Here is a 19,476-nt window from a genome sequence, read left to right as displayed (position 1 = left end):
GGGGCGGCCCTTATTATTTACGGAGATGCGAAGTGGCCCAGCCGCTGATGCCCCACGCGACCGCCGCCTGGCTGGTCGACAATACGTCACTGTCCTTTGAGCAGATCGCGGAGTTCTGTGGACTGCATATCCTCGAAGTGCAGGCGATCGCCGACGACACGGCAGCCACCAAGCTGACCGGCCGCGACCCGGTCCGCGCCGGCGAGCTGACGCATGAGGAAATCGAGAAGGGTCAGAAGGACCCCGATTACTCGCTCCGGATGCACAAGGAGCCGGATCCGGTTCGCCGCACCAAGGGGCCGCGTTACACGCCCGTCTCCAAGCGCCAGGACAAGCCGGACGGAATCGCCTGGATCATCCGCAACCATCCTGAAGTCAGCGACGGCCAGATTTCGAAGCTGATCGGCACAACCCGCACGACCATCGCCTCGATCCGCGACCGCACGCACTGGAACATGGCCAATATCCAGCCGAAGGACCCGGTGACTCTCGGCCTGACCTCGCAGCGCGAGCTCGATGCCGCGGTCGCCAAAGCCCAGAAGGCGGCCGGCATGCAGGCTCCCGCCGATACCCGCCTGGACAGCGACCGTTCGGCGCTCATCGAAGAGCTCCGCGCCGAGCGCGAGCAGCACGCCCGCGACGCGGAAGCCGCGCTTGCTGCAGCCGAGGCCGGCGACGAGGCCCCCAGCGACGAAATCGTTCCGGGCATCAAGGATCCGTTCAAACGGCCGGCCTAGCCGCGCTTGCCAAGCGGGCGGTCTAGGGACAAGCTGCCACAATGGACGCCGATCCCGTTGAGGAAATGAGCTTCGAGCAGGCGTTGGCCGAGCTTGAAACCATCGTGCGCACGCTCGAACAGGGTAGTGCGCCGTTGGATGAATCGATCGAGCTGTACCAGCGCGGCGACAAGCTGAAGCGTCATTGCGAAGCGCGGCTGAAGTCGGCTCAGATGCGTATCGAGCAGATTGCGCTCGGCCCCGACGGGACGCCGGCGGGTACGAAGCCCTTCGATGTCGACTGATATGCTTGACCGGCCCAAGGCCGCCATCGACCTGGAGTCGAGGCGTGTTTCACGGGCGGTCGATGCGATTTTCGCCCACCTGCTTCGTCCGCCCGGCGATAGCCGTGACAAGCTTTTCGAGGCCATGCGCCACGCCGCGATCGGCGGCGGCAAACGCCTTCGGCCGTTGCTCGCGGTAGCATCTGCACGCCTCTTTGCGATCGACGAGCGCAGGGCCATCCGTGTTGGCGCGGCGATCGAGGCGATCCACGTTTATTCGCTGATCCATGACGATCTTCCGTGCATGGACAATGACGACATGCGTCGCGGTAAGCCGACCGTGCACAGGGCGTTCGACGAGGCGACGGCCATTCTCGCGGGCGACAGTCTGCACGCCATGGCATTCGAGATTTTGTCTGATCATGAGACCCATGAGGACCCATTCGTCCGCGCGGCCCTGACTCTCGACCTCGCCCGCGCGGCCGGCCCGTCCGGCATGGCCGGGGGCCAAATGATGGACCTCGCCGCCGAAGGTGAGGCGCTCGATCTCCAGGCGGTCACCCGGCTTCAGCAGCTCAAGACGGGCGCCCTGATCGAGTTTGCGGTTGAGGCGGCCTGCATCATGGCCCGCCTCCCTGCCGAGGCTCGCACGCCCTATCGCGGATATGCTCGTAACATCGGCCTCGCCTTCCAAATCGCTGACGATCTGATCGATCACAGTGGAGATGCGGCCGCCGCCGGCAAACGAGTCGGGAAGGACGCCGCTTCGGGCAAGGCGACCATCGTCTCCTTGCTCGGCCCCGATCGCGCCCGCCAGCAGGCGGAAATGCTCGTCGAGCAGGCGGTTGAACATCTTTCGAACCATGGCTCGGAGGCAGACCTGCTGCGCGCCATTGCAGCTTTCGTCACGGAGCGCGACCGATGAGCCACCGTCCGCACGTGGGCGTCTATCCGGGCACCTTCGACCCGATGACCCTGGGCCATATCGACATCATTCGCCGCGGGGCGCACCTCGTCGACAAGCTGGTCGTCGGTGTCACCACCAATCCTTCCAAGGAACCGATGTTTACGGTTGCCGAGCGGCTCGAAATGGTCCGCCGCGAGGTCGCCGGCCTGGCGCCGAACATCGACGTGGTCGAGTTCGATTCCCTGTTGATGGACTTCGCCGAAAGCCAGGGGGCAACTATCATTCTTCGCGGCCTGCGCGCCGTCGCGGACTTCGAATATGAGTTCCAGATGGCTGGCATGAACCAGCAACTGAATGACGATATCGAAACCGTCTTCCTGATGGCCGACGTCGCCCTCCAGCCGATTGCGTCAAGGCTGGTGAAAGAAATCGCCCGTTATGGCGGCGATATCCGCAAGTTTGTCACTCCGTCGGTCGCCGCCGACGTGAAAGCCAAGCTGGCGGGCTAGTCTAGGGACCGAAGCTGCGCTAAGGGCGCGAGCACCTTCGGGGCGGGAGTTATTGATGTCCAAATCCTTGTTCGCATTGCCTTTTGTTGCGCTTGCCTTGATTGCGGCCAAGCCGGCTCCTGCGCCTGTCGCGGCCGCCCCGGCATTCAACATCAACCCGCCTGCCGAGATTGCCGCCGATCCCGCCAATCATCTCAACATCGAGCTGTCGAACGGCGGCACGGTCGTCATCCTGCTCCGCCCGGACCTGGCACCCAATCACGTCCGCCGTATCCAGACGCTGGCGATGACCGGCTTCTACAACGGCACCATCTTTCACCGCGTCATCCCTGGCTTCATGGCGCAGGGCGGCGATCCCACCGGGACCGGCAGCGGCGATTCCCAGCTTCCCAACTTGCAGGCCGAGTTCAACAACCTGCCGCACATGCGCGGCGTACTTTCAATGGCCCGTGCCGAAGATGTGAATAGCGCCAACAGCCAGTTCTTCATCATGCTGGGGCCGACCATGACGCTGGACCACAAATATACAGCGCTCGGCCGCGTCATCTCGGGCATGCAATATGTCGACCAGATTGCGCCCGGCGAACCGCCGCCCCAGCCGACCAAGATCGTTCGCGCATGGCTGGATGGGCCGATGCCGCCTGCGCCGGCTAGTGCAGCGGCTGCCGCCGCCGCTCCGGCACCACAGGCCCAGGCCCCTGACCAACCGGTGGCGCAGCCTGCCGAGAAGCCGAAAGAAGAGCCGGCGACCGGCGGCTGATGCGCGTCGACCAGTTCGATTTCGAGCTTCCCCAGGACCGGATCGCCCTAAGGCCCGCCAGGCCGCGTGATTCCGCGCGCCTCCTGCTGGTCGAAGGTGATCGCATCACCGACAAAGCGGTCCTCGATCTGCCGCGGCTGCTTCGGCGCGGTGACATTCTCGTCTTCAACGACACCCGCGTTATCCCGGCCCAACTTGAGGGCAGGCGCGGCGAGGCGAGCATCGGCGCCACCCTTCACAAGCGTGAGGGGCTCCGCAGTTGGTGGGCCTTCATCCGCAACGCCAAGCGGCTGAAGGCCGGTGACCGTATCGAGTTTGGTGCCGACGTCACGGCGTCGGTCGTCGAAAAGGCCGACGACGGCTCGGTCCTGTTACATTTCCACGGCGAAGATCCAGTCGAAATCCTCTTGGAGCGAGCGGGTCGCATGCCGCTTCCGCCATACATTGCCGGGAAGCGGGCCGCCGACGAAGCAGACCGGGGCGACTACCAGACCATGTTCGCGCGGGAGAAAGGTGCCGTCGCTGCCCCCACCGCCGCTTTGCATTTCACCGACCGGCTGATTGCCGAGCTCGACGCGGCCGGGGTCGCGCGCGAAACCCTGACCCTGCACGTCGGCGCGGGCACCTTTCTGCCGGTCAAGGTCGAGGACACGGACGAGCACCGCATGCATGCCGAATGGGGCCGCATCGACGCCGAGACTGCCGAACGCCTGAACAAGGCGCGTGCAGAGGGCGGCCGACTGATCGCCGTGGGCACCACATCACTCCGCCTGCTCGAAAGCGCGGCGAACGATGACGGAGTCATTCGTCCGTTTGAGGGGGACACCGCGATCTTCATCACCCCCGGATACCGGTTCAGGGTGGTCGACGGCTTGATGACCAACTTTCACCTGCCAAAATCGACGCTGTTCATGCTGGTAAGCGCCCTGATGGGGCTCGACGTCATGAAGTCGGCCTATGCCCACGCCATTCGAGAAGGCTACCGTTTCTATTCCTACGGGGATTCCAGCCTGCTGCTGCCTCATCCGAAATAGTTGCTGCTGCGAATCCAGCGTGTTGCCAGCCATTTCTCGCCGCGCGTGACTGGCAGGCCGGCATGGGTCATGCGCGGGTCCGGCATCCGGTCGGCGGTCAGATTGTGAAAGATCAGCATATCGCCGACCGCGCCGCGCACCGTCACGCCGACCTCCGGGAAGTTGGTCTCGCCGCCCTCGTAGGCGTCGTTCAGATAAATGAGTGCGGTGGCAACCCGGCGTTTCTCCGGCGGGCCGAATGCGTGGGCGTCATGATGTGGACGATATTGCTGGCTGGGCCCGTAGCGGAGGACGTGCAGGGGCTCGCCCCAGGCATATCGGGTCCCAGAGGCGTTTGCGATGCAATGGTTGACTGCCTGGATCACCAGGTCCTCAGCCATCGGCGTCACCACCATATTGTCGCTATCGCGGTGTGGATCGCGCAGGTGGCCGCCGTCCGCCGCATAGATCATGGCCGGCTCCATCCATGGACTGGCGACCAACTGGATGTATCTGCACTCCTCAGGGCTGAAGAGGCCTTGGACGACTTCGATATGGGGGTCGGAGGACACGAGCTGCCGCGGCGCGGACCTTACGCGCTCGCCGCATTTGACATGGTTGAGGAAGGCAAGCTGGACGGCCACGAAGCGATCATGGCCGGCGAGGTGCTCCAACATTCGCCGGGCCTTGGCGGGATTGCTTTGGGTGCCGATTCCCGCCGCCGTGAAATAGGCCTCCGCCCGCTTCGCTTCTTCATGCCCCTTGGCCGCGGCCGATCGCATGAGGTCGAAAGCCGCCTTGAGGTCGACCGCGCCCGCCATGCCACGCAACGAGAGCTCGGAGGCTTTGAACAAGGCATCGGGATCGCCGGACGCGGCCAGCGACAGCATTTCGAGCGCGGCAGTCTTGTCGCCGGATTCAAGGCGGTCGTTGAGGGTCAGATATTGCTGCGATGACATGACGGCCACTGTGTAGCCGCGCCCGCCACTAGCCGCTAGGAGGCGCTCCGATGACCCGGTTCGCCTTCTCTATCGCCGCTACCGACGGGGCCGCGCGCACCGGCACGATCGCCATGCAGCGCGGCGAAATCCGTACCCCTGCTTTCATGCCGGTGGGGACGGCGGCCACGGTCAAGGCGATGAAACCGTGCGATGTTCGTGGCTCGGGCGCCGACATCATCCTCGGCAACACCTATCACCTCATGCTTCGCCCGGGCGCAGAACGCGTCGCCAGGCTGGGCGGGCTTCATGGCTTCATGGGGTGGGAGCGGCCAATCCTCACCGACAGCGGCGGCTATCAGGTCATGAGCCTCAGCGAGCTCACCAAGGTCAGCGAGGAGGGCGTGTCCTTCGCCAGCCATCTCGACGGTTCGCGCCACATGCTGTCGCCGGAGCGCTCGATTGAGGTACAGCGACTGCTCGGCTCGGATATCGTCATGCAATTCGACCAGCTGGTCCCGACGACCTCAACGCCGCAAGCGCAGCGCGAGGCAATGGGTCGCTCAATCCGCTGGGCGAAGCGCTCCAGGGAAGAGTTCGATCGCGGCGGCGAGCATGCCGAACGGGCCGCGCTGTTCGGCATTCAGCAGGGCGCGCTTGACGAAGGCCTCCGCCGTACCTCCGCCGATGGCCTCATCGACATTGGCTTCGACGGCTACGCGGTCGGCGGCCTAGCCGTCGGAGAGGGGCAGCAAGCCATGCTCGGCTGCCTTGATTTCGCGCCCGGCCAGCTGCCTGCGGGCAAGCCCCGATACCTGATGGGGGTCGGCAAGCCCGACGACATTGTCGAGGCGGTACGGCGCGGCATCGACATGTTCGACTGCGTTTTGCCGACCCGCTCAGGCCGCACCGGCCAAGCCTTTACCTCCGACGGTCCGATCAACATCCGCAACGCCAAGTTTGCGGAAGACCGTGAGCCGCTGGAACAGGATTGCCCGTGCCCGACCTGCACGACCTACGAACGCGCCTACGTCCACCACCTCGTCCGTTCGGGCGAGATTCTCGGCGCGATGTTGATGACCGAACATAACCTCTGGTTCTACCAGCGCCTGATGCAGGGCCTCCGCGACGCGGTTGCCGGGCGGCGATTCAACGCGCACGCCGAGGAATTCCTCGGCCGCTATCGCGCCAAAGCCTAGATTGCGTCGTCCTTGGCCCCCTCAGTCTCGTCGGCTGGGGTCAGTTTGTCCTGAGTTCGCAATTCGAAGTCGCTTGCGTCGTGGCGCTCGTGCAGCTGCTCGGAAGGATCGCCGGTCAGCTTGTTGACGATCCGCCCGCGCTTCACGCCGGGCCGCTGATCGACCTGCCTCGCCCAGCGCATGAGGTTCTCATATTCGTGGACGGCGAGGAATTCGTTGGCGCCTTCATAGGTGCGGTTGAGCGCGACGCCGCCATACCAGGGCCAGATGGCGATATCGGCGATGCTATAGTCGGGGCCAGCCACATATTCGCTTTCCGCCAGCCGCCGGTTCAGCACGTCCAGCTGGCGCTTCACTTCCATCGCATAGCGATTGATCGGATATTCCATCTTGCTGGGCGCGTAGGCGAAGAAGTGGCCAAAACCACCGCCCAGGAACGGGGCGCTCCCCATCTGCCACATCAGCCATGACAAGGTCTCGGCGCGGGCCGGGCCTGCCGCAGGGAGGAACTCGCCAAACTTCTCGGCGAGATGGATCAGTATGGCTCCGCTTTCGAACACGCGAACCGGCTCATTGCCGCTGCGGTCAACCAGGGCAGGGATCTTCGAATTGGGATTGATGTCGACGAAGCCGCTGGAGAACTGATCGCCCTCACCGATGCGGACCGGCCATGCGTCATATTCCGCGCCCTTGTGGCCCTTCTCGAGCAGCTCCTCGAGCATGATCGAGACCTTCTGGCCATTGGGAGTCGCCAGCGAATAGAGCTGGAAGGGGTGCTTGCCGACCGGCAATACCTTCTCGTGGGTCGTGCCCGCAACCGGCCGATTGATGTTGGCGAACTGTCCGCCGCTCGGCTGGTCCCAGGTCCACACCTTCGGAGGCACGTATTCGGTCATGCTGCAGGTCCCTTTCGCGTCAGGTGCCGCAATTAGGGATGCTCGCAGGGACTTTCTAGGCACATCCGTGTGCCCCTGCGAAGGCAGGGGCCCAGTCGCGCGTAGCGCTCATGTGGGATGTCTTCTAAAGGCGGCTTCGCCGGACCGGGCTCCTGCCTCCGCAGGAGCACTAGGACGCGCTTACGCCCAAAAAGCTCGGCATGGGTCCGTTCCACTCGCCGGCCATGTCCTCGATAACCGGGGACTTCTCGCGAGCCGCTTCAGGCCGTGGCTCGCGAACCTTCTCGGCCCTGCGCCCCGGTTTGGGGGCAGGTTTTTCGGCCTTCTCCGCCTTCTTGGCGGGCTTAGCCTTGACAGGGGCAGGCGTAGCTGTCGGAGCCTCCGCCCTTTCGTCGGTCTTGCCGAAACGGGCGATCTTCTGGCCGACCAGCTTTTCGATGGCCGCGACCGCCTCACGGTCCTCGCGCGTCGCCAGCGTGATTGCGATACCCTTGGCGCCGGCCCGGCCAGTGCGGCCGATGCGATGGACGTAATCGTCAGGTTGCCAAGGCACGTCGAAGTTGACGACGTGGCTGACGCCTTTGACGTCGAGGCCGCGGGCGGCGACGTCGGACGCGACCAGGATATTGATCTCATCCTTCTTGAAACGGTCGAATTCGGCGATGCGGGCTGGCTGTTCCATGTCGCCGTGAATCTGGCCGACAGCAAAGCCCGAGCGCTTGAGGCTCGTGTAGAGTTCTCGCACGGTCGTCTTGCGGTTGGCGAAGATAATGGCGTTCTTGAATTCCTCGCCGCGCAGGATGTCCCGCAGCGTCTCCCGCTTCTTGTCGCCACGGACGTCGACCAGCCGCTGCTCGATGTTGACGTTCGCCGTCGCGGGCCGCGCCACCTCGATCGTCTTCGGGTCGCTTAAGAACTTGTCTGCCAGCTTCTTGATCGGCGGCGGCATGGTCGCCGAGAACAACAGGGTCTGCCGACTCTTGGGCAGTTTGGTGCAGATGTCCTCGATGTCGGGGATGAAGCCCATGTCGAGCATGCGGTCGGCTTCGTCGATCACCAGAAGGCTGCAGTCGTTGAGCATGATCTTGCCGCGGCTGAACAGGTCCATCAGCCGTCCGGGGGTCGCGATCAGCACGTCGACGCCCTTCTCAAGCGCCTTGACCTGGTCGCCCATCTGCACGCCGCCGATCAGCAGCGCCATGCTCAGTTTGTGATGGACGCCATATTTCTCGAAATTCTCCGCAACCTGCGCCGCCAGCTCGCGGGTGGGCTCAAGGATCAGGCTGCGTGGCATCCGCGCTCGGGTGCGGCCTTCGGCAAGCACGTCGATCATCGGCAGCACGAAGGCAGCCGTCTTGCCGGTGCCGGTCTGGGCGATGCCGATCAGATCCTTGCCCATCAGGACAGAGGGAATCGCTCCCTTCTGGATGGGCGTGGGCTCGCCATAGCCGCGGGTAGCGACCGCGCGCAGCAATTCGTCAGACAGGCCGAGGTCGGCAAAGCTCATTGAAAAGTCCGGAAAAAGAGAAGGCGCTGCGACTGCCGCAACGCGCCTCGGCGCGGATGCGGGCAAAGCCGCTGGAAGTCAAGGAAAGCCTAGCGTTCGAACTGCGGAGTCAATGTGTGGAACTTGACGATCCGGCAGGATCCGCCGGCCCTGACACTGATGGAATCGCGTTTCGCGCAGATGCGACGATCCTGGGGCTGGACGTAGAACCCGCCATAGAAATCCAGCCCTTCGCAGTCGCTGTCCAGGCGAGCGCGGACAAATTGCCGGCCACGCAGGATGAAGTCGACGGTATCGGGACCGGAAAGGAATGCCCCGGCTAGAGTGTCTGCCTGCAGGCATTTGGGACCATCATCCCCTTCCTCCCAATGAATGCGCCGTCGCGGATGTGGCGCGACCGGCACTCGGATGATCAGACGCTCCTCGACGGTCATGACCCGCACGCCCTCCTTGGGCGCATCAGGGGCCGCGCTGTCCGCAAAGAGCGCGGACAGCAGTCCCAGGAGTCCGGCGAAGATCATCTATTGAAAGCCCATCCTGCGACGAAGCGTTGCACGGGAGGGATTGAACGGTCGATGAATTTTTTGCGGCAGCCCTTGGGCTTGCGGAAGCATGGGCGTGCTTCTAGAGGCTCGCTACCGAAATTTTCAGGCCGGTTTGAAGTGCGCTGTTGCGTGTCGCCGGCCTTGCATGGAGAAAGATTACATGGCGACCCAAGCGCCGAACGCTGCCCCGCTTCCCTTGCTTTACAACAGCCTGGACGCGCTCAATTCCGGCCAGCACGGTAATATGAAACTCAGGAAGAGTTATGATTTGCCGCAGGTCGGCCAGATCCATGCCGTGCCCGTGACGGTCGAGGAATTCACGATCGTCCAGCGTTACTATCCGATCATCTTTTCGGCGGGTGAGAATTCGGTGCCGCTGGCGCTGTTCGGCCTCAATGAGGGCGTCAACACTTACTTCGATGCGGCAGGCAGGCCGCTCGAGAAGAACACCTACGTCCCTGCCTACCTGCGCCGCTATCCGTTCCTGCTGGCCAAGCTGCGTCCCGACACCGACGAGTTGTCGCTTTGCTTCGACCCGACTTCGGGCTCGATCGCCGATGATGCGGACGGACCCGCCCTTTTCGACGGTGACCAGCCGACCGAGACGACCCGCAACATCCTGGCCTTCTGCGAGCAGTTCGAGACTGCGGGCCAACGCACGCAGGCGTTCATGGACGAACTTCAGAAGTCGGGCTTGCTGATCGACGGAGAAGTGGCAATTCAACCCGAGGGCGTCGACCAGCCGTTCCTGTATCGCGGCTTCCGAATGGTTGACGAGGAAAAGCTTCGCGATCTGCGCGGTGACGAACTGCGGAAGATGAACCAGAGCGGGATGCTTCCGGCGCTCTACTCCCACCTCTTCTCGCTAAGCCAGGTCCGGGAGATTTTTGCGCGCCAGGTTGAGCAGGGCAAGGGCCCGGCCGGCGCCAAGCTGCCGGAGACCGCGGACGCCTGATCCGCGTCGGCACTGCCGAACCGTGACATCCGCGCGCCGGAGCGATCCGGTATCGCTTGAATGCGCAGGCCCGCCGTATCACTTCAGTTGGGCCGGCGGCGGTTCGCGTACCCCTTCGCTAGTGGCCGCCGGCTCGCGCACCGTTTGTGGTGCGTTCCTCCCTGAACTCCGGCCATCCCGGCGCTGTCGGGATGGCCTTTTTTTGACGGACTACTCCGCCGCGATGGCGTTGGGCGCCCCTAGTGCCTCCGCAAGCCCGAACGCCAAGCGTTCGATCAGGATTGCCGCTCTGTCGAAGCCAGGGCCGGGCTTTCGCAGGTCGCTGTCCAGGTAGCGGCTGCGATCGATTTCCAGTTGCAGCGCATGAACGCCGCGATCGGGCCGCCCATGACGCTCGACGACGTAACCTCCGGCGTAGGGGTCGTTGAGCGCAGCCGACCAGCCGTTCTGGCGAACGATCCGCGCCGCCTCCTGGGAGAGCCAGGGTAGGGCGCTGCCCCCGTGGCGGTCGCCAATAACAACCTCGGCCTGCCCGTTACGGTGGGGCATGGAGTGACAGTCGATGAGCAGCGCCCAGCCGTGGTGGGCAACCAGGCGCTCCAGTTCATCGCCGATCGCCTGGTGAAAGGGTGCATGCGCATTGGCGATCCTCAGATCCAGCTCGGCCTGGTCAATCGGGCGGCGCCACAAGCGCCCTTTCATCCCCCGCGACGGAACGATCCCGAGTCCACCGCGCGCTCGCGCGCTGGTCGCCTCGCCGACTGAATCAGAGATCACCAGTGGGTCAGTTTCGTCGGCGGCGCGATTGCAATCGATGGCTGCCCTGGGCGTGCGGGCGATCACGGCGCCAATGCCTCTCGCCAGCGCCCGCCAGACCACCCTGTCGACCAGAGGATCTTCGAGGCTTTCCAGCCCGGCCCGCCCGGTAGCAGCGTTGGCGATCAGCCATTGTGGATATTCGCGCCCCGAATGCGGCACCGAGAGCAGCACCGGAACAGTGGCGCGCGATTGGTGGACAATCGGCGGGGGGAGAGGCGAGCGTTCCAAGCTTCCTAAACCTATGCGTGCCAGAAATGGACATCAATGCATCAGTTCCCTGGACCCGCTGGAAAATCCCGTGCGTTGGGCGCATAGAGAGGCACCATGATCCGTATCCTGCTTGCAGAGGACGACACGTCCATGCGCGAGTATCTGCAGCGCGCGCTGATTCGCGTCGGCTATGAGGTCGAGGCCGTGGGTTGCGGCACCGAAGCCATGCCGCTGCTCGAAGCGGGACGCTACGACCTGCTCCTCACCGATATCGTCATGCCGGAAATGGACGGGATCGAGCTTGCCCAGAAGGCCAGCGCCATCGATCCGGCGATCCGCGTCATGTTCATTACGGGCTTTGCGGCCGTGGCCCTTCAGAGCGGCCGCACGGCTCCCGAGGCCAAGCTTCTTTCCAAGCCCTTCCACCTCAAGGACCTGGTGGCGGAAGTCGATCGCATGTTCCAAAGCGAGGACCAGCACGGCCGTCTCTGAACGGATTGCCCGGGCGCCTCTAAGCGTCCAAATATCTTCGATTTTTAGCGGCGAAAGCGGGTTGCGCCTTTAATCGCACACCCCTAGATAGCCCGCCGAGTGGGCGTGTAGCTCAGTGGTAGAGCACTGTGTTGACATCGCAGGGGTCGCAAGTTCAATCCTTGCCACGCCCACCATTTTCCCTTTTTTGCCAATAAGTTGACGACCACAAGTGCATTTTCGTGCATGTCGTTTGCGATCCGTAACGATGCCGCCGCCGGTCGAACCGTGCGGCTCGTTTGTCCGCAATTTTTCTGACGTCGGTTGCAAAAGCGAATGAATTGACGAAAGGCGGCACTCCTTGCCGTCTAACGATTCAGTAGCCGGGATCCGCATAATCGATGCTTAAGCTCAGGCCTCAGCCAAACCGGACAACTCTACGCGCGACGGCCGCGCTTCTCTCGCTGCTGTTGGTTGCCGGTTGCGGCAACAGCGCTGCCGACAAGGATGGCCGCAACGGTCCAAAGGGCCCGGCCAAGGTCGGATACATCATCATCCAGCCGGGAACGGCGCCGGTCGAGCAGCAGCTTCCGGCGCGTATCTCCGCTTACCAGATGTCTGAGGTTAGGCCCCAGGTATCGGGCGTGATCCGCCGCCGCCTGTTCCAGGAAGGCTCGATCGTCCAGCAGGGGCAGACCCTCTACCAGATCGATCCCAGCCTCTATCAGGCCCAGGTCTCACAGGCCTCGGCCAATGTGCAGAGCGCCCGGGCAACCGCCGACGCGGCTCGTGCCCGGGCCAGCCGCTACAAGCCGCTCGCGGAAATGGAGGCGGTATCGAAGCAGGATTACACTGACGCATTGTCGCAAGCTCGTCAGGCCGAGGCCTCGATCGCCCAGAATAATGCAGCCTTGCGGACCGCCCAGATCAATTTGCGCTACACCCGCGTTCCGGCGCCGATCACGGGCCGGATTGGCCTGTCGAGCGTCACCGAGGGCGCGCTTGTCACCGCTAACCAGACTGACCCGCTGACCACGATCACGCGGCTCGACCCGGTCTACGTCGACATTCAGGAGTCCGCGGCAGATCTGCTTGCATTGCGCCGATCGCTGAGTGCGGGCGGTACCGTGCCGACAACGGCTTCCGTGCGGCTGAAACTGCCGGACGGTAGTGACTATGGCTTCTCCGGGGTCGTCGAGTTCAGCCAGGTGGTCGTCAACCAGGACACTGGCACGGTGACCTTGCGCGCCCGTTTCGCCAATCCGCAGTCGATCCTGCTCCCCGGCATGTTCGTGACGGCCCAGTTCGCGCAGGCGGTGAACACGACCGCCTTCCTCGTCCCGCAGCAGGCTGTGACCCGCGATCCCAAGGGCAATGCGACTTTGTGGATAGTCGGTACAGGCAATCGCGCCGTCCAGCGCGTCGTCGTCGCGGACCGGACGATGGGCCAATATTGGGTGGTCACGCAGGGGCTGGCGGCCGGCGAGAAGGTCATCACGCAAGGCACGGCTAACCTTCGCGACGGCGCGCCCATCAAGCCGGTCCCCGCTTCTTCGGCCCAGAAGGTGGGACCGGCGCCCAAGAGCCCGAGCGGGTCGCGCTAACGGATGTCGCGCCTATTCATTGAGCGTCCGATTTTCGCATGGGTGATCGCGATCATCATCATGCTCTCTGGCATTGGCGCGATTACCAAGCTGCCCGTCGCCCAATATCCTGATGTCGCCCCGACCCAGATCAACGTTCGCGCCACCTATCCCGGGGCATCGGCCGAGACGCTTGAGAACAGTGTCACGCAGGTGCTCGAGCGGCAGATGACCGGTATCGACGGCCTGCTCTACTTCCAGTCGTCATCCACCCAGCGTGGCCAGGTCAACATCTCCGCGACCTTTGAAAAGGGTATCAACCCCGACATTGCCCAGGTGCAGGTCCAGAATAAGGTCCAGCAAGCGCTCGCCCGGCTGCCTCAACAGGTGCAGCAGCAGGGTGTTACGGTCACCAAGGGATCGCCAGACTTCCTGATGATCGTCGGAGTCTATGACGAGACCGACAAGGCCACGAACTTCGACGTTTCCGACTGGCTGACGACCAACCTCCAGGACGATCTGTCGCGTATCGACGGTGTCGGCGACGTCAACGTCTTTGGCGCACCCTATGCGATGCGCATCTGGCTCGACCCTCACAAGCTGGCGAGTTTCCAGCTGATGCCAAGCGACGTGATCAGCGCAATTTCGGCCCAGAATACGGAAGTGGCGGCGGGCGAGGTCGGTGGCATGCCGCAGCCGGAAGGCCAGATGATCAACGCGACGGTGACGGCGCAGTCGAGGCTGCAGACACCCGAGCAGTTCAGCAAGATCATCGTCAAAGCCGATACCACCGGGGCGCGAGTGCTGCTCGGCGATGTCGCGCGAATTGAACTGGGCGCCGAGAATTACGCGGCCCTCATCCGCGTCAACGGCCACCCGGGCGCGGGCATGGGCATTTTCCTGGAGCCTGGGGCCAATGCGCTGACGACCGCCGAGCTGGTAAAGGCCAAGGTCGAGCAGATCGCGCCGAACATGCCTGCGGGCTTCCACTACGCCTACGCGAATGATTCCACGGACTTCATCAAGCTGTCGGTCAGCGAGGTGGTGAAGTCACTGTTCGAGGCCATCATCCTCGTCGTCCTCGTCATGTTCGTCTTCTTGCAGAGCTGGCGGGCGACGCTCATCCCGTTCATCGCCGTTCCTGTCGTTCTGCTGGGCACCTTCGCAATCCTTTATGGGCTTGGTTTCTCGATCAACACCATGACCCTGTTCGGCTTGGTGCTGGCGACCGGTCTGCTGGTCGACGATGCCATTGTCGTCGTCGAGAATGTCGAACGGCTGATGCACGAGAATCCGGAAATGACGCCGCGCCAGGCGACGATTGAGTCGATGGGCCAGATTCAGATGGCGCTGATCGCCATCGCGCTAATTCTCTCGGCCGTATTCCTGCCGATGATCTTCTTCGGCGGATCGACCGGCGTCATCTACCGTCAGTTCGCGGCGACCATCGTCTCTGCCATGGCCCTGTCGATCTTCGTCGCATTGACGCTCAGCCCGGCAATTGCCGCCAACCTCCTCAAGCGCACGCATGCGACGGTCGAGGAAACCTGGGTTGGCCGCGCCGCGCCGAAGGTTGCACATGGCATGGAGACGGCCCGCCGCAAGTTTAATGACGGCTTCGACCGGCTGGTCGATTGGTATGTCGGCATCGTCAGCAAGGTCGTCGACCGGAAGTGGCTGATGCTGGGGATCTACGCCGGTGTCTGTGTTTTGCTGATCGGTTTGTTCGTTCGCCTGCCGACGGGGTTCTTGCCGACGGAGGATCAAGGCTCGGCGCTGGTTCAGTACCGCCTGCCCTCAGGCGCCACCATGTCCCGCACACATGAAGTCCAGTTGAAGGTGGAGGATTACTTTCTTCACGGCCAGGACAAGGACAATATCCGTACCTTCTTCTCGGTCGCGGGGGGTGGGCAGGGCGCGGCGGGGCAGAACACGGGCCAGGCGTTCATCAATCTCGCCGACTATGACAAGCGCAAGGGCAAGCAGAACGCCGCCGACGCCGTTGTCGAGCGCGCTTCCGGCGCATTCCACGGCCTACGCGATGCTCAGGTTTTCGCCCTCGTCCCAGGTGCCATCCGCGGCCTTGGACAGTCGACCGGCTTCACGGTCGAGCTCCAAAATACGAGCGGGATGAGCGCGGAGGAATTCCAGGCCGCCCGCGACAAGCTGCTGGCGCAGGCATCGACTGATCCCAAGCTGACGTCGGTCCGACCGACCGAGCTCCCGGACGTCGCCAGCCTCACGGTCGACATCAATCAGGAGCGGCTGGCCGCACTTGGGCTCAACGCCAGCGACGTCAACAGCACAATCTCGACCGCCTGGGGCGGCCGCTACGTCAACGACTTCATCGATCGCGGCCGCGTGAAGCGTGTCTACGTCCAGGCGGATGCGCCCTACCGCGCGGCGCCATCCGACATCGACCAATGGTTCGTGCGCAATTCTCGCGGCGAGATGGTGCCGTTCTCGTCCTTTGCGCAAACCGGTTGGAAAACGACCCCGACCAGCCTTTCGCGCTTCCAGGGCTATCCCTCCTATGAACTGCAAGGACAGGGCGCGACGGGCGTAAGCTCCGGCGACGCCATGCAGCGGATCGAGGAATTGGCGGACAAGATCCCCGGCGTTTCGGTGGCTTGGGCAGGTCAATCCTATCAGGAGCGGCTGTCTTCGGGTCAGGCCCCGATCCTCTACGCCATCTCGCTGATCGTGGTCTTCCTGTGCCTCGCCGCCCTCTACGAAAGCTGGTCGATTCCGGTGGCGGTTCTGCTGGTTGTTCCGCTCGGCCTCGTCGGCTCGATCTTCGCGGTGACGCTCCGTGGCCTACAGAACGACGTCTACCTTCAGGTCGGTCTGATCACGACCATGGGGCTGTCGGCGAAGAACGCCATCCTCATGGTCGAATTCGCCGAACGGGCCGAACGAGAAGGCAAGAGGGTTATCGATGCCGCCATCGAGGCAGCCCGCATCCGGCTCCGGCCGATCCTGATGACCAGCTTCTCTTTCATTTTCGGCGTCCTGCCGCTCGCCATTTCGACCGGTGCGGGCGCCAACAGCCGCATCGCCATCGGCACCTCGGTGATCGGCGGAATGATCACGGCGACCGCTCTGGCGCTCTTCTACATTCCGCTCTTCTTTGTGCTGGTGCGGCGCGGCGTCCGTGACGGGCTTGCTGCACTCCGCGAGCGCAGGCGCCAGCGAAAGGCCGAAGCATCATGACGCGGTCGGCAGCGTTCCTTGCCATCCTCGCGACCGGTTGTGCGTCGATGGAGCCGGCCTATCTCCAGCCGACGCCGGCAATCCCCGCCTCCTGGCCCGCCGGAGACGCTTATCTACGCCAGAGTGAGGCGTCGCTTCCCGCCGTCACCTACCGGCAAATCTTCCGTGATCCCCGGCTGCAGTCGCTGATCGAGCAGGCGCTGGTCAACAATCGCGACCTGCAGGTTGCCGCCGCCAACATCGCCGCCGGCCGGGCGCGTTATCGCATTCAGCGTGCGCAGCAGTTTCCGCAGGTCAATGGCAGCGCGGGCGTGACTATCGCCGGCTCCGACACGGACTCCGTTGAAACCAATTATCAGGCCGGCATCGGGGTGAATGCCTTCGAACTGGACCTGTTCGGCCGCCTGAAGTCGCTGAGCCACGCCGAACTCAATCGCTACTTCGCGACGGAAGCCGCGGCGCGCGCCACCCGGCTCGCCCTCGTCTCGGACGTCGCTGACGCATGGCTGGCGCATGCTGCCGATTCCAGCCTGCTCCAGATCGCCAAAAACACGGCCGAAAGCGCCGAGCGCAGCGTGCGACTGACCCGTGCGAGGTTGGAGGGTGGCATTGCGCCACGCACGGACCTTCGCCAGGCGGAACAGGTGCTGGCGCAGGCGCAGGCCGATCTCGCCGTTCAGACCACGGCTGTGGCCCAGGACATCAACCTGTTGCAACTGCTGGTCGGCGCCCCGTTCGAGGCGAAGCTGCTTTCGAACTCGATCGACGAAGCTTTCGGCACCGTCGTCGAATTGCCAGCGGGCGTCGATTCCTACGTGCTCCTGCGCCGGCCCGACGTTGTCGAGGCTGAGTATCAGCTTCGGGCTGCCAATGCCGAAATCGGCGCTGCCCGGGCCGCCCTGTTCCCGCGCATTTCGCTGACCGGCCTGCTCGGCCTGGCAAGCACCTCGCTGGGGGGACTGTTCAGTGGTGGCGCCTTCGGCTTCTCCGGCCCGATCAGCGCCACCTATCCGATCTTTAACGCCGGGGCAGGGCGCGCCAATGTCCGCCTGACTGAGGCGCAGCGGGACGCGGCGCTCGCGACCTACCAGAAGGCGATCCAGACAGCGTTCCGCGAGGTTTCCGATGCGCTGGCGCGACGCGGGACCATGGCCCAGGAGCTTGCGGCGCGCGAGAAGCAGAATTCGGCCGCGGCGGATGCCTTTGCGCTCACCGATGCACGTTATCGCGCCGGTATCGACGACTTCCTCGCAACCTTGGTCTCGCAGCGCGCCTATTATACCGCGCAGCAATCGCTGGTAAGCGCCAAGCTAACGGCGGCGCGCAATCTGGTGGATATCTATCAGACCCTTGGCGGCGACTCCCTGGAGCCGCCGGCGGCAGCGCGCCCTTAGAGGCTGGCTTCCAGGTACGGCTGGTCGAAGCCGAACTGCTTGGCCTTTTCGAGCGTGTAGGGACGCAGGCCCATCGAGCGATATTCGCCGACGATCTTGCCGTCGGCCGTCTCGTCGAGATACTCGAATTTGAACAGCTCCTGGGTGACGATCACATCGCCTTCCATGCCCACCACTTCGGTGATGTTGGTCGTCCGGCGCGAGCCGTCGCGCAGGCGCTTGACCTGGACGATGAGGTCGACCGAGTCGGCGATTTGGCGGGAAATCGCTTCCTTCGGCACCTTGATGTCCGACATCATCACCATGTTCTCCATACGAGCCAGGCATTCACGCGGGCTGTTGGAGTGGAGCGTAGCCATCGAGCCGTCGTGGCCCGTGTTCATCGCGGCCAGGAGGTCGAAACACTCGGGCCCGCGAATTTCGCCCAGGATGATGCGGTCAGGGCGCATACGTAGAGCGTTGATGACGAGGTCGCGGATGGTGATCGCGCCCTGGCCCTCGAGGTTCGCCGGGCGCGTTTCCAGTGGCAGCCAGTGCGGCTGCTGCAGCCGAAGTTCGGCCGCGTCTTCGATGGTGATCACGCGCTCGCCCGGGTCGATCATCTTGGAGAGTGCGTTCAGCATCGTCGTCTTACCCGAGCCGGTACCGCCGGAGATAACGATGTTCATGCGACTGGCGCCGGCGATCTTCAGGACCGTCGCCATCTTCTCCGACATCGAGCCGAAGCCGCGCATCATATCGAGCGTGATCGGCTTCTCGGAAAACTTACGAATGGAGATGGCGGTGCCGCGCAGCGACAGCGGCGGAATGATGACGTTGACGCGGCTGCCGTCCTGAAGGCGGGCGTCGGCCAGCGGCGTTGTCTGGTCGACGCGGCGGCCGACCTTGTTGACGATACGCTGGGCGATCTGGAACAGATGTTCCTCGTCGCGGAACTGGATTTGCGCGACTTCCAGCTTGCCCTTGCGCTCGACGAACGTCTGGTTCGGACCGTTGACCATGATGTCGCTGACGGCCGGGTCGGCAAGCAATTCTTCGAGCGGCCCGAGGCCGAGCAGTTCGTCGACCAGCACCTTTTCCAGTGCGAATTGCTCGCGGCGGTTGAGGTTGATCTTCAGCTCGATGAGCACTTCGGAGATGATCGGGCGGAATTCTTCAGCAAGCTCGTCCTTGCCGAGCGTCGCCGCGGCTTCCGGGTCAACACGCTCCAGAAGTCGGGGAAGCACCTGCTCCTTGATGCGGTGAACAGAAGCCTCGAAGCCTTCCGTCTTGCTGCTAGCGGCCTCGCCGCTTGCGTTCTGGCGCTGGTTGAGCTTGTCGAGGGCGCCCATCGCGTGCCCGTTGGGCGGCGGAGGAGGAGCTTCTGGCGATGGTGAATCAGGCGCGGCGTTCAGATCGTCGATTGGCGGGAATTGCTCGCCGCCTTCGACCTCTTGCGGCTCCTTCGAAGCAGCCGAGCCCGGGCCCGCCTTCATTGGGCGCGCGACGCCGAACTGCGGGCGTTGCGAGTTGCCGCCGCCCATTCCGTTGCGCTTGCCGAATGCGTTCATTGCCTAT

Annotated in this window: 18 protein-coding genes and 1 tRNA gene; 13 read left to right on the top strand and 6 right to left on the bottom strand. The window is 63.8% G+C overall.

Going from position 1 to position 19,476, the window contains the following annotated elements:
- The first annotated feature begins 47 nt into the window (after positions 1 to 47).
- Genes LZ536_RS10200 through queA form a run of 6 tightly spaced genes read left to right on the top strand, consistent with a single transcriptional unit; the run spans position 48 to position 4,210 of the window.
- Positions 48 to 737, top strand: a complete 690-nt coding sequence (locus tag LZ536_RS10200; RefSeq protein ID WP_249849207.1) for a DUF1013 domain-containing protein — start codon at positions 48 to 50, stop codon at positions 735 to 737.
- 41 nt (positions 738 to 778) lie between these two features.
- Positions 779 to 1,021, top strand: a complete 243-nt coding sequence (locus LZ536_RS10195) for an exodeoxyribonuclease VII small subunit (protein WP_249848689.1) — start codon at positions 779 to 781, stop codon at positions 1,019 to 1,021.
- A gap of 1 nt (position 1,022) precedes the next feature.
- Positions 1,023 to 1,925, top strand: a complete 903-nt coding sequence (locus tag LZ536_RS10190) for a polyprenyl synthetase family protein (protein WP_249848688.1) — start codon at positions 1,023 to 1,025, stop codon at positions 1,923 to 1,925.
- Positions 1,922 to 2,416, top strand: coding sequence for a pantetheine-phosphate adenylyltransferase (gene coaD / locus LZ536_RS10185; protein WP_249848687.1), 495 nt, complete (start codon positions 1,922 to 1,924; stop codon positions 2,414 to 2,416). Before LZ536_RS10190 ends, coaD begins: the two co-directional genes overlap by 4 nt.
- Positions 2,417 to 2,471: 55 nt before the next feature.
- A complete protein-coding gene (locus LZ536_RS10180) occupies positions 2,472 to 3,176 on the top strand; it encodes a peptidylprolyl isomerase (RefSeq protein WP_249848686.1) in 705 nt (234 codons plus the stop codon).
- Positions 3,176 to 4,210 (top strand): tRNA preQ1(34) S-adenosylmethionine ribosyltransferase-isomerase QueA, encoded by a 1,035-nt coding sequence (gene queA / locus LZ536_RS10175; RefSeq protein ID WP_249848685.1) that lies wholly within the window; start codon positions 3,176 to 3,178, stop codon positions 4,208 to 4,210. The genes LZ536_RS10180 and queA overlap by 1 nt, the downstream gene beginning before the upstream one ends.
- Here the strand turns inward: queA and LZ536_RS10170 are convergent.
- On the bottom strand, positions 4,198 to 5,148 hold the full coding sequence (locus LZ536_RS10170) for a 2OG-Fe(II) oxygenase (RefSeq protein ID WP_249849206.1): 951 nt from the start codon (positions 5,146 to 5,148) through the stop codon (positions 4,198 to 4,200). The two genes, queA and LZ536_RS10170, sit on opposite strands and share 13 nt — an antisense overlap.
- A 50-nt stretch (positions 5,149 to 5,198) precedes the next feature.
- Between LZ536_RS10170 and tgt the strand changes: the two genes are divergently transcribed.
- Complete coding sequence (gene tgt / locus LZ536_RS10165; RefSeq protein ID WP_249848684.1) at positions 5,199 to 6,326, top strand: tRNA guanosine(34) transglycosylase Tgt; 1,128 nt, start codon at positions 5,199 to 5,201, stop codon at positions 6,324 to 6,326.
- Here the strand turns inward: tgt and yghU are convergent.
- From yghU to LZ536_RS10150, 3 genes are all read right to left on the bottom strand, one after another.
- Positions 6,323 to 7,222: a glutathione-dependent disulfide-bond oxidoreductase gene (gene yghU, locus LZ536_RS10160; protein ID WP_249848683.1), complete on the bottom strand. Its 900-nt coding sequence runs from the start codon at positions 7,220 to 7,222 to the stop codon at positions 6,323 to 6,325. The two genes, tgt and yghU, sit on opposite strands and share 4 nt — an antisense overlap.
- Before the next feature lie 169 nt (positions 7,223 to 7,391).
- Positions 7,392 to 8,729 (bottom strand): DEAD/DEAH box helicase, encoded by a 1,338-nt coding sequence (locus tag LZ536_RS10155; protein ID WP_249848682.1) that lies wholly within the window; start codon positions 8,727 to 8,729, stop codon positions 7,392 to 7,394.
- 89 nt (positions 8,730 to 8,818) lie between these two features.
- Positions 8,819 to 9,250, bottom strand: coding sequence for a hypothetical protein (locus tag LZ536_RS10150; protein WP_249848681.1), 432 nt, complete (start codon positions 9,248 to 9,250; stop codon positions 8,819 to 8,821).
- Between the two features lie 184 nt (positions 9,251 to 9,434).
- On the opposite strand from LZ536_RS10150, the gene LZ536_RS10145 reads away from it, so the two are divergent.
- Positions 9,435 to 10,229 (top strand): SapC family protein, encoded by a 795-nt coding sequence (locus LZ536_RS10145; protein WP_249848680.1) that lies wholly within the window; start codon positions 9,435 to 9,437, stop codon positions 10,227 to 10,229.
- 210 nt (positions 10,230 to 10,439) lie between these two features.
- Here the strand turns inward: LZ536_RS10145 and LZ536_RS10140 are convergent, their stop codons facing one another.
- A complete protein-coding gene (locus LZ536_RS10140; protein WP_249848679.1) occupies positions 10,440 to 11,276 on the bottom strand; it encodes an N-formylglutamate amidohydrolase in 837 nt (278 codons plus the stop codon).
- Positions 11,277 to 11,372: 96 nt separating this feature from the next.
- Here LZ536_RS10140 and cpdR point away from each other — a divergent pair, with 96 nt between their 5' ends.
- From cpdR to LZ536_RS10115, 5 genes are all read left to right on the top strand, one after another.
- Positions 11,373 to 11,750, top strand: a complete 378-nt coding sequence (cpdR, locus tag LZ536_RS10135) for a cell cycle two-component system response regulator CpdR (RefSeq protein WP_249848678.1) — start codon at positions 11,373 to 11,375, stop codon at positions 11,748 to 11,750.
- A 101-nt stretch (positions 11,751 to 11,851) separates the two neighbouring features.
- Positions 11,852 to 11,926 (top strand) — tRNA-Val (locus LZ536_RS10130).
- Positions 11,927 to 12,130: 204 nt separating this feature from the next.
- Positions 12,131 to 13,333: an efflux RND transporter periplasmic adaptor subunit gene (locus tag LZ536_RS10125; protein ID WP_249848677.1), complete on the top strand. Its 1,203-nt coding sequence runs from the start codon at positions 12,131 to 12,133 to the stop codon at positions 13,331 to 13,333.
- Positions 13,334 to 13,336: 3 nt separating this feature from the next.
- On the top strand, positions 13,337 to 16,525 hold the full coding sequence (locus LZ536_RS10120; protein ID WP_249848676.1) for an efflux RND transporter permease subunit: 3,189 nt from the start codon (positions 13,337 to 13,339) through the stop codon (positions 16,523 to 16,525).
- On the top strand, positions 16,522 to 17,919 hold the full coding sequence (locus LZ536_RS10115) for an efflux transporter outer membrane subunit (RefSeq protein WP_249848675.1): 1,398 nt from the start codon (positions 16,522 to 16,524) through the stop codon (positions 17,917 to 17,919). Before LZ536_RS10120 ends, LZ536_RS10115 begins: the two co-directional genes overlap by 4 nt.
- Here LZ536_RS10115 and LZ536_RS10110 read toward each other — a convergent pair.
- Positions 17,916 to 19,469 (bottom strand): TadA family conjugal transfer-associated ATPase, encoded by a 1,554-nt coding sequence (locus LZ536_RS10110; RefSeq protein WP_249848674.1) that lies wholly within the window; start codon positions 19,467 to 19,469, stop codon positions 17,916 to 17,918. The genes LZ536_RS10115 and LZ536_RS10110 overlap by 4 nt on opposite strands.
- Positions 19,470 to 19,476 lie beyond the last annotated feature (7 nt).

Origin of the sequence: Sphingomonas alba (assembly GCF_023516555.1) — a bacterium.
Taxonomy (GTDB): domain Bacteria; phylum Pseudomonadota; class Alphaproteobacteria; order Sphingomonadales; family Sphingomonadaceae; genus Sphingomicrobium; species Sphingomicrobium album.
This window is presented reverse-complemented; position numbering and strand designations above follow the sequence as displayed.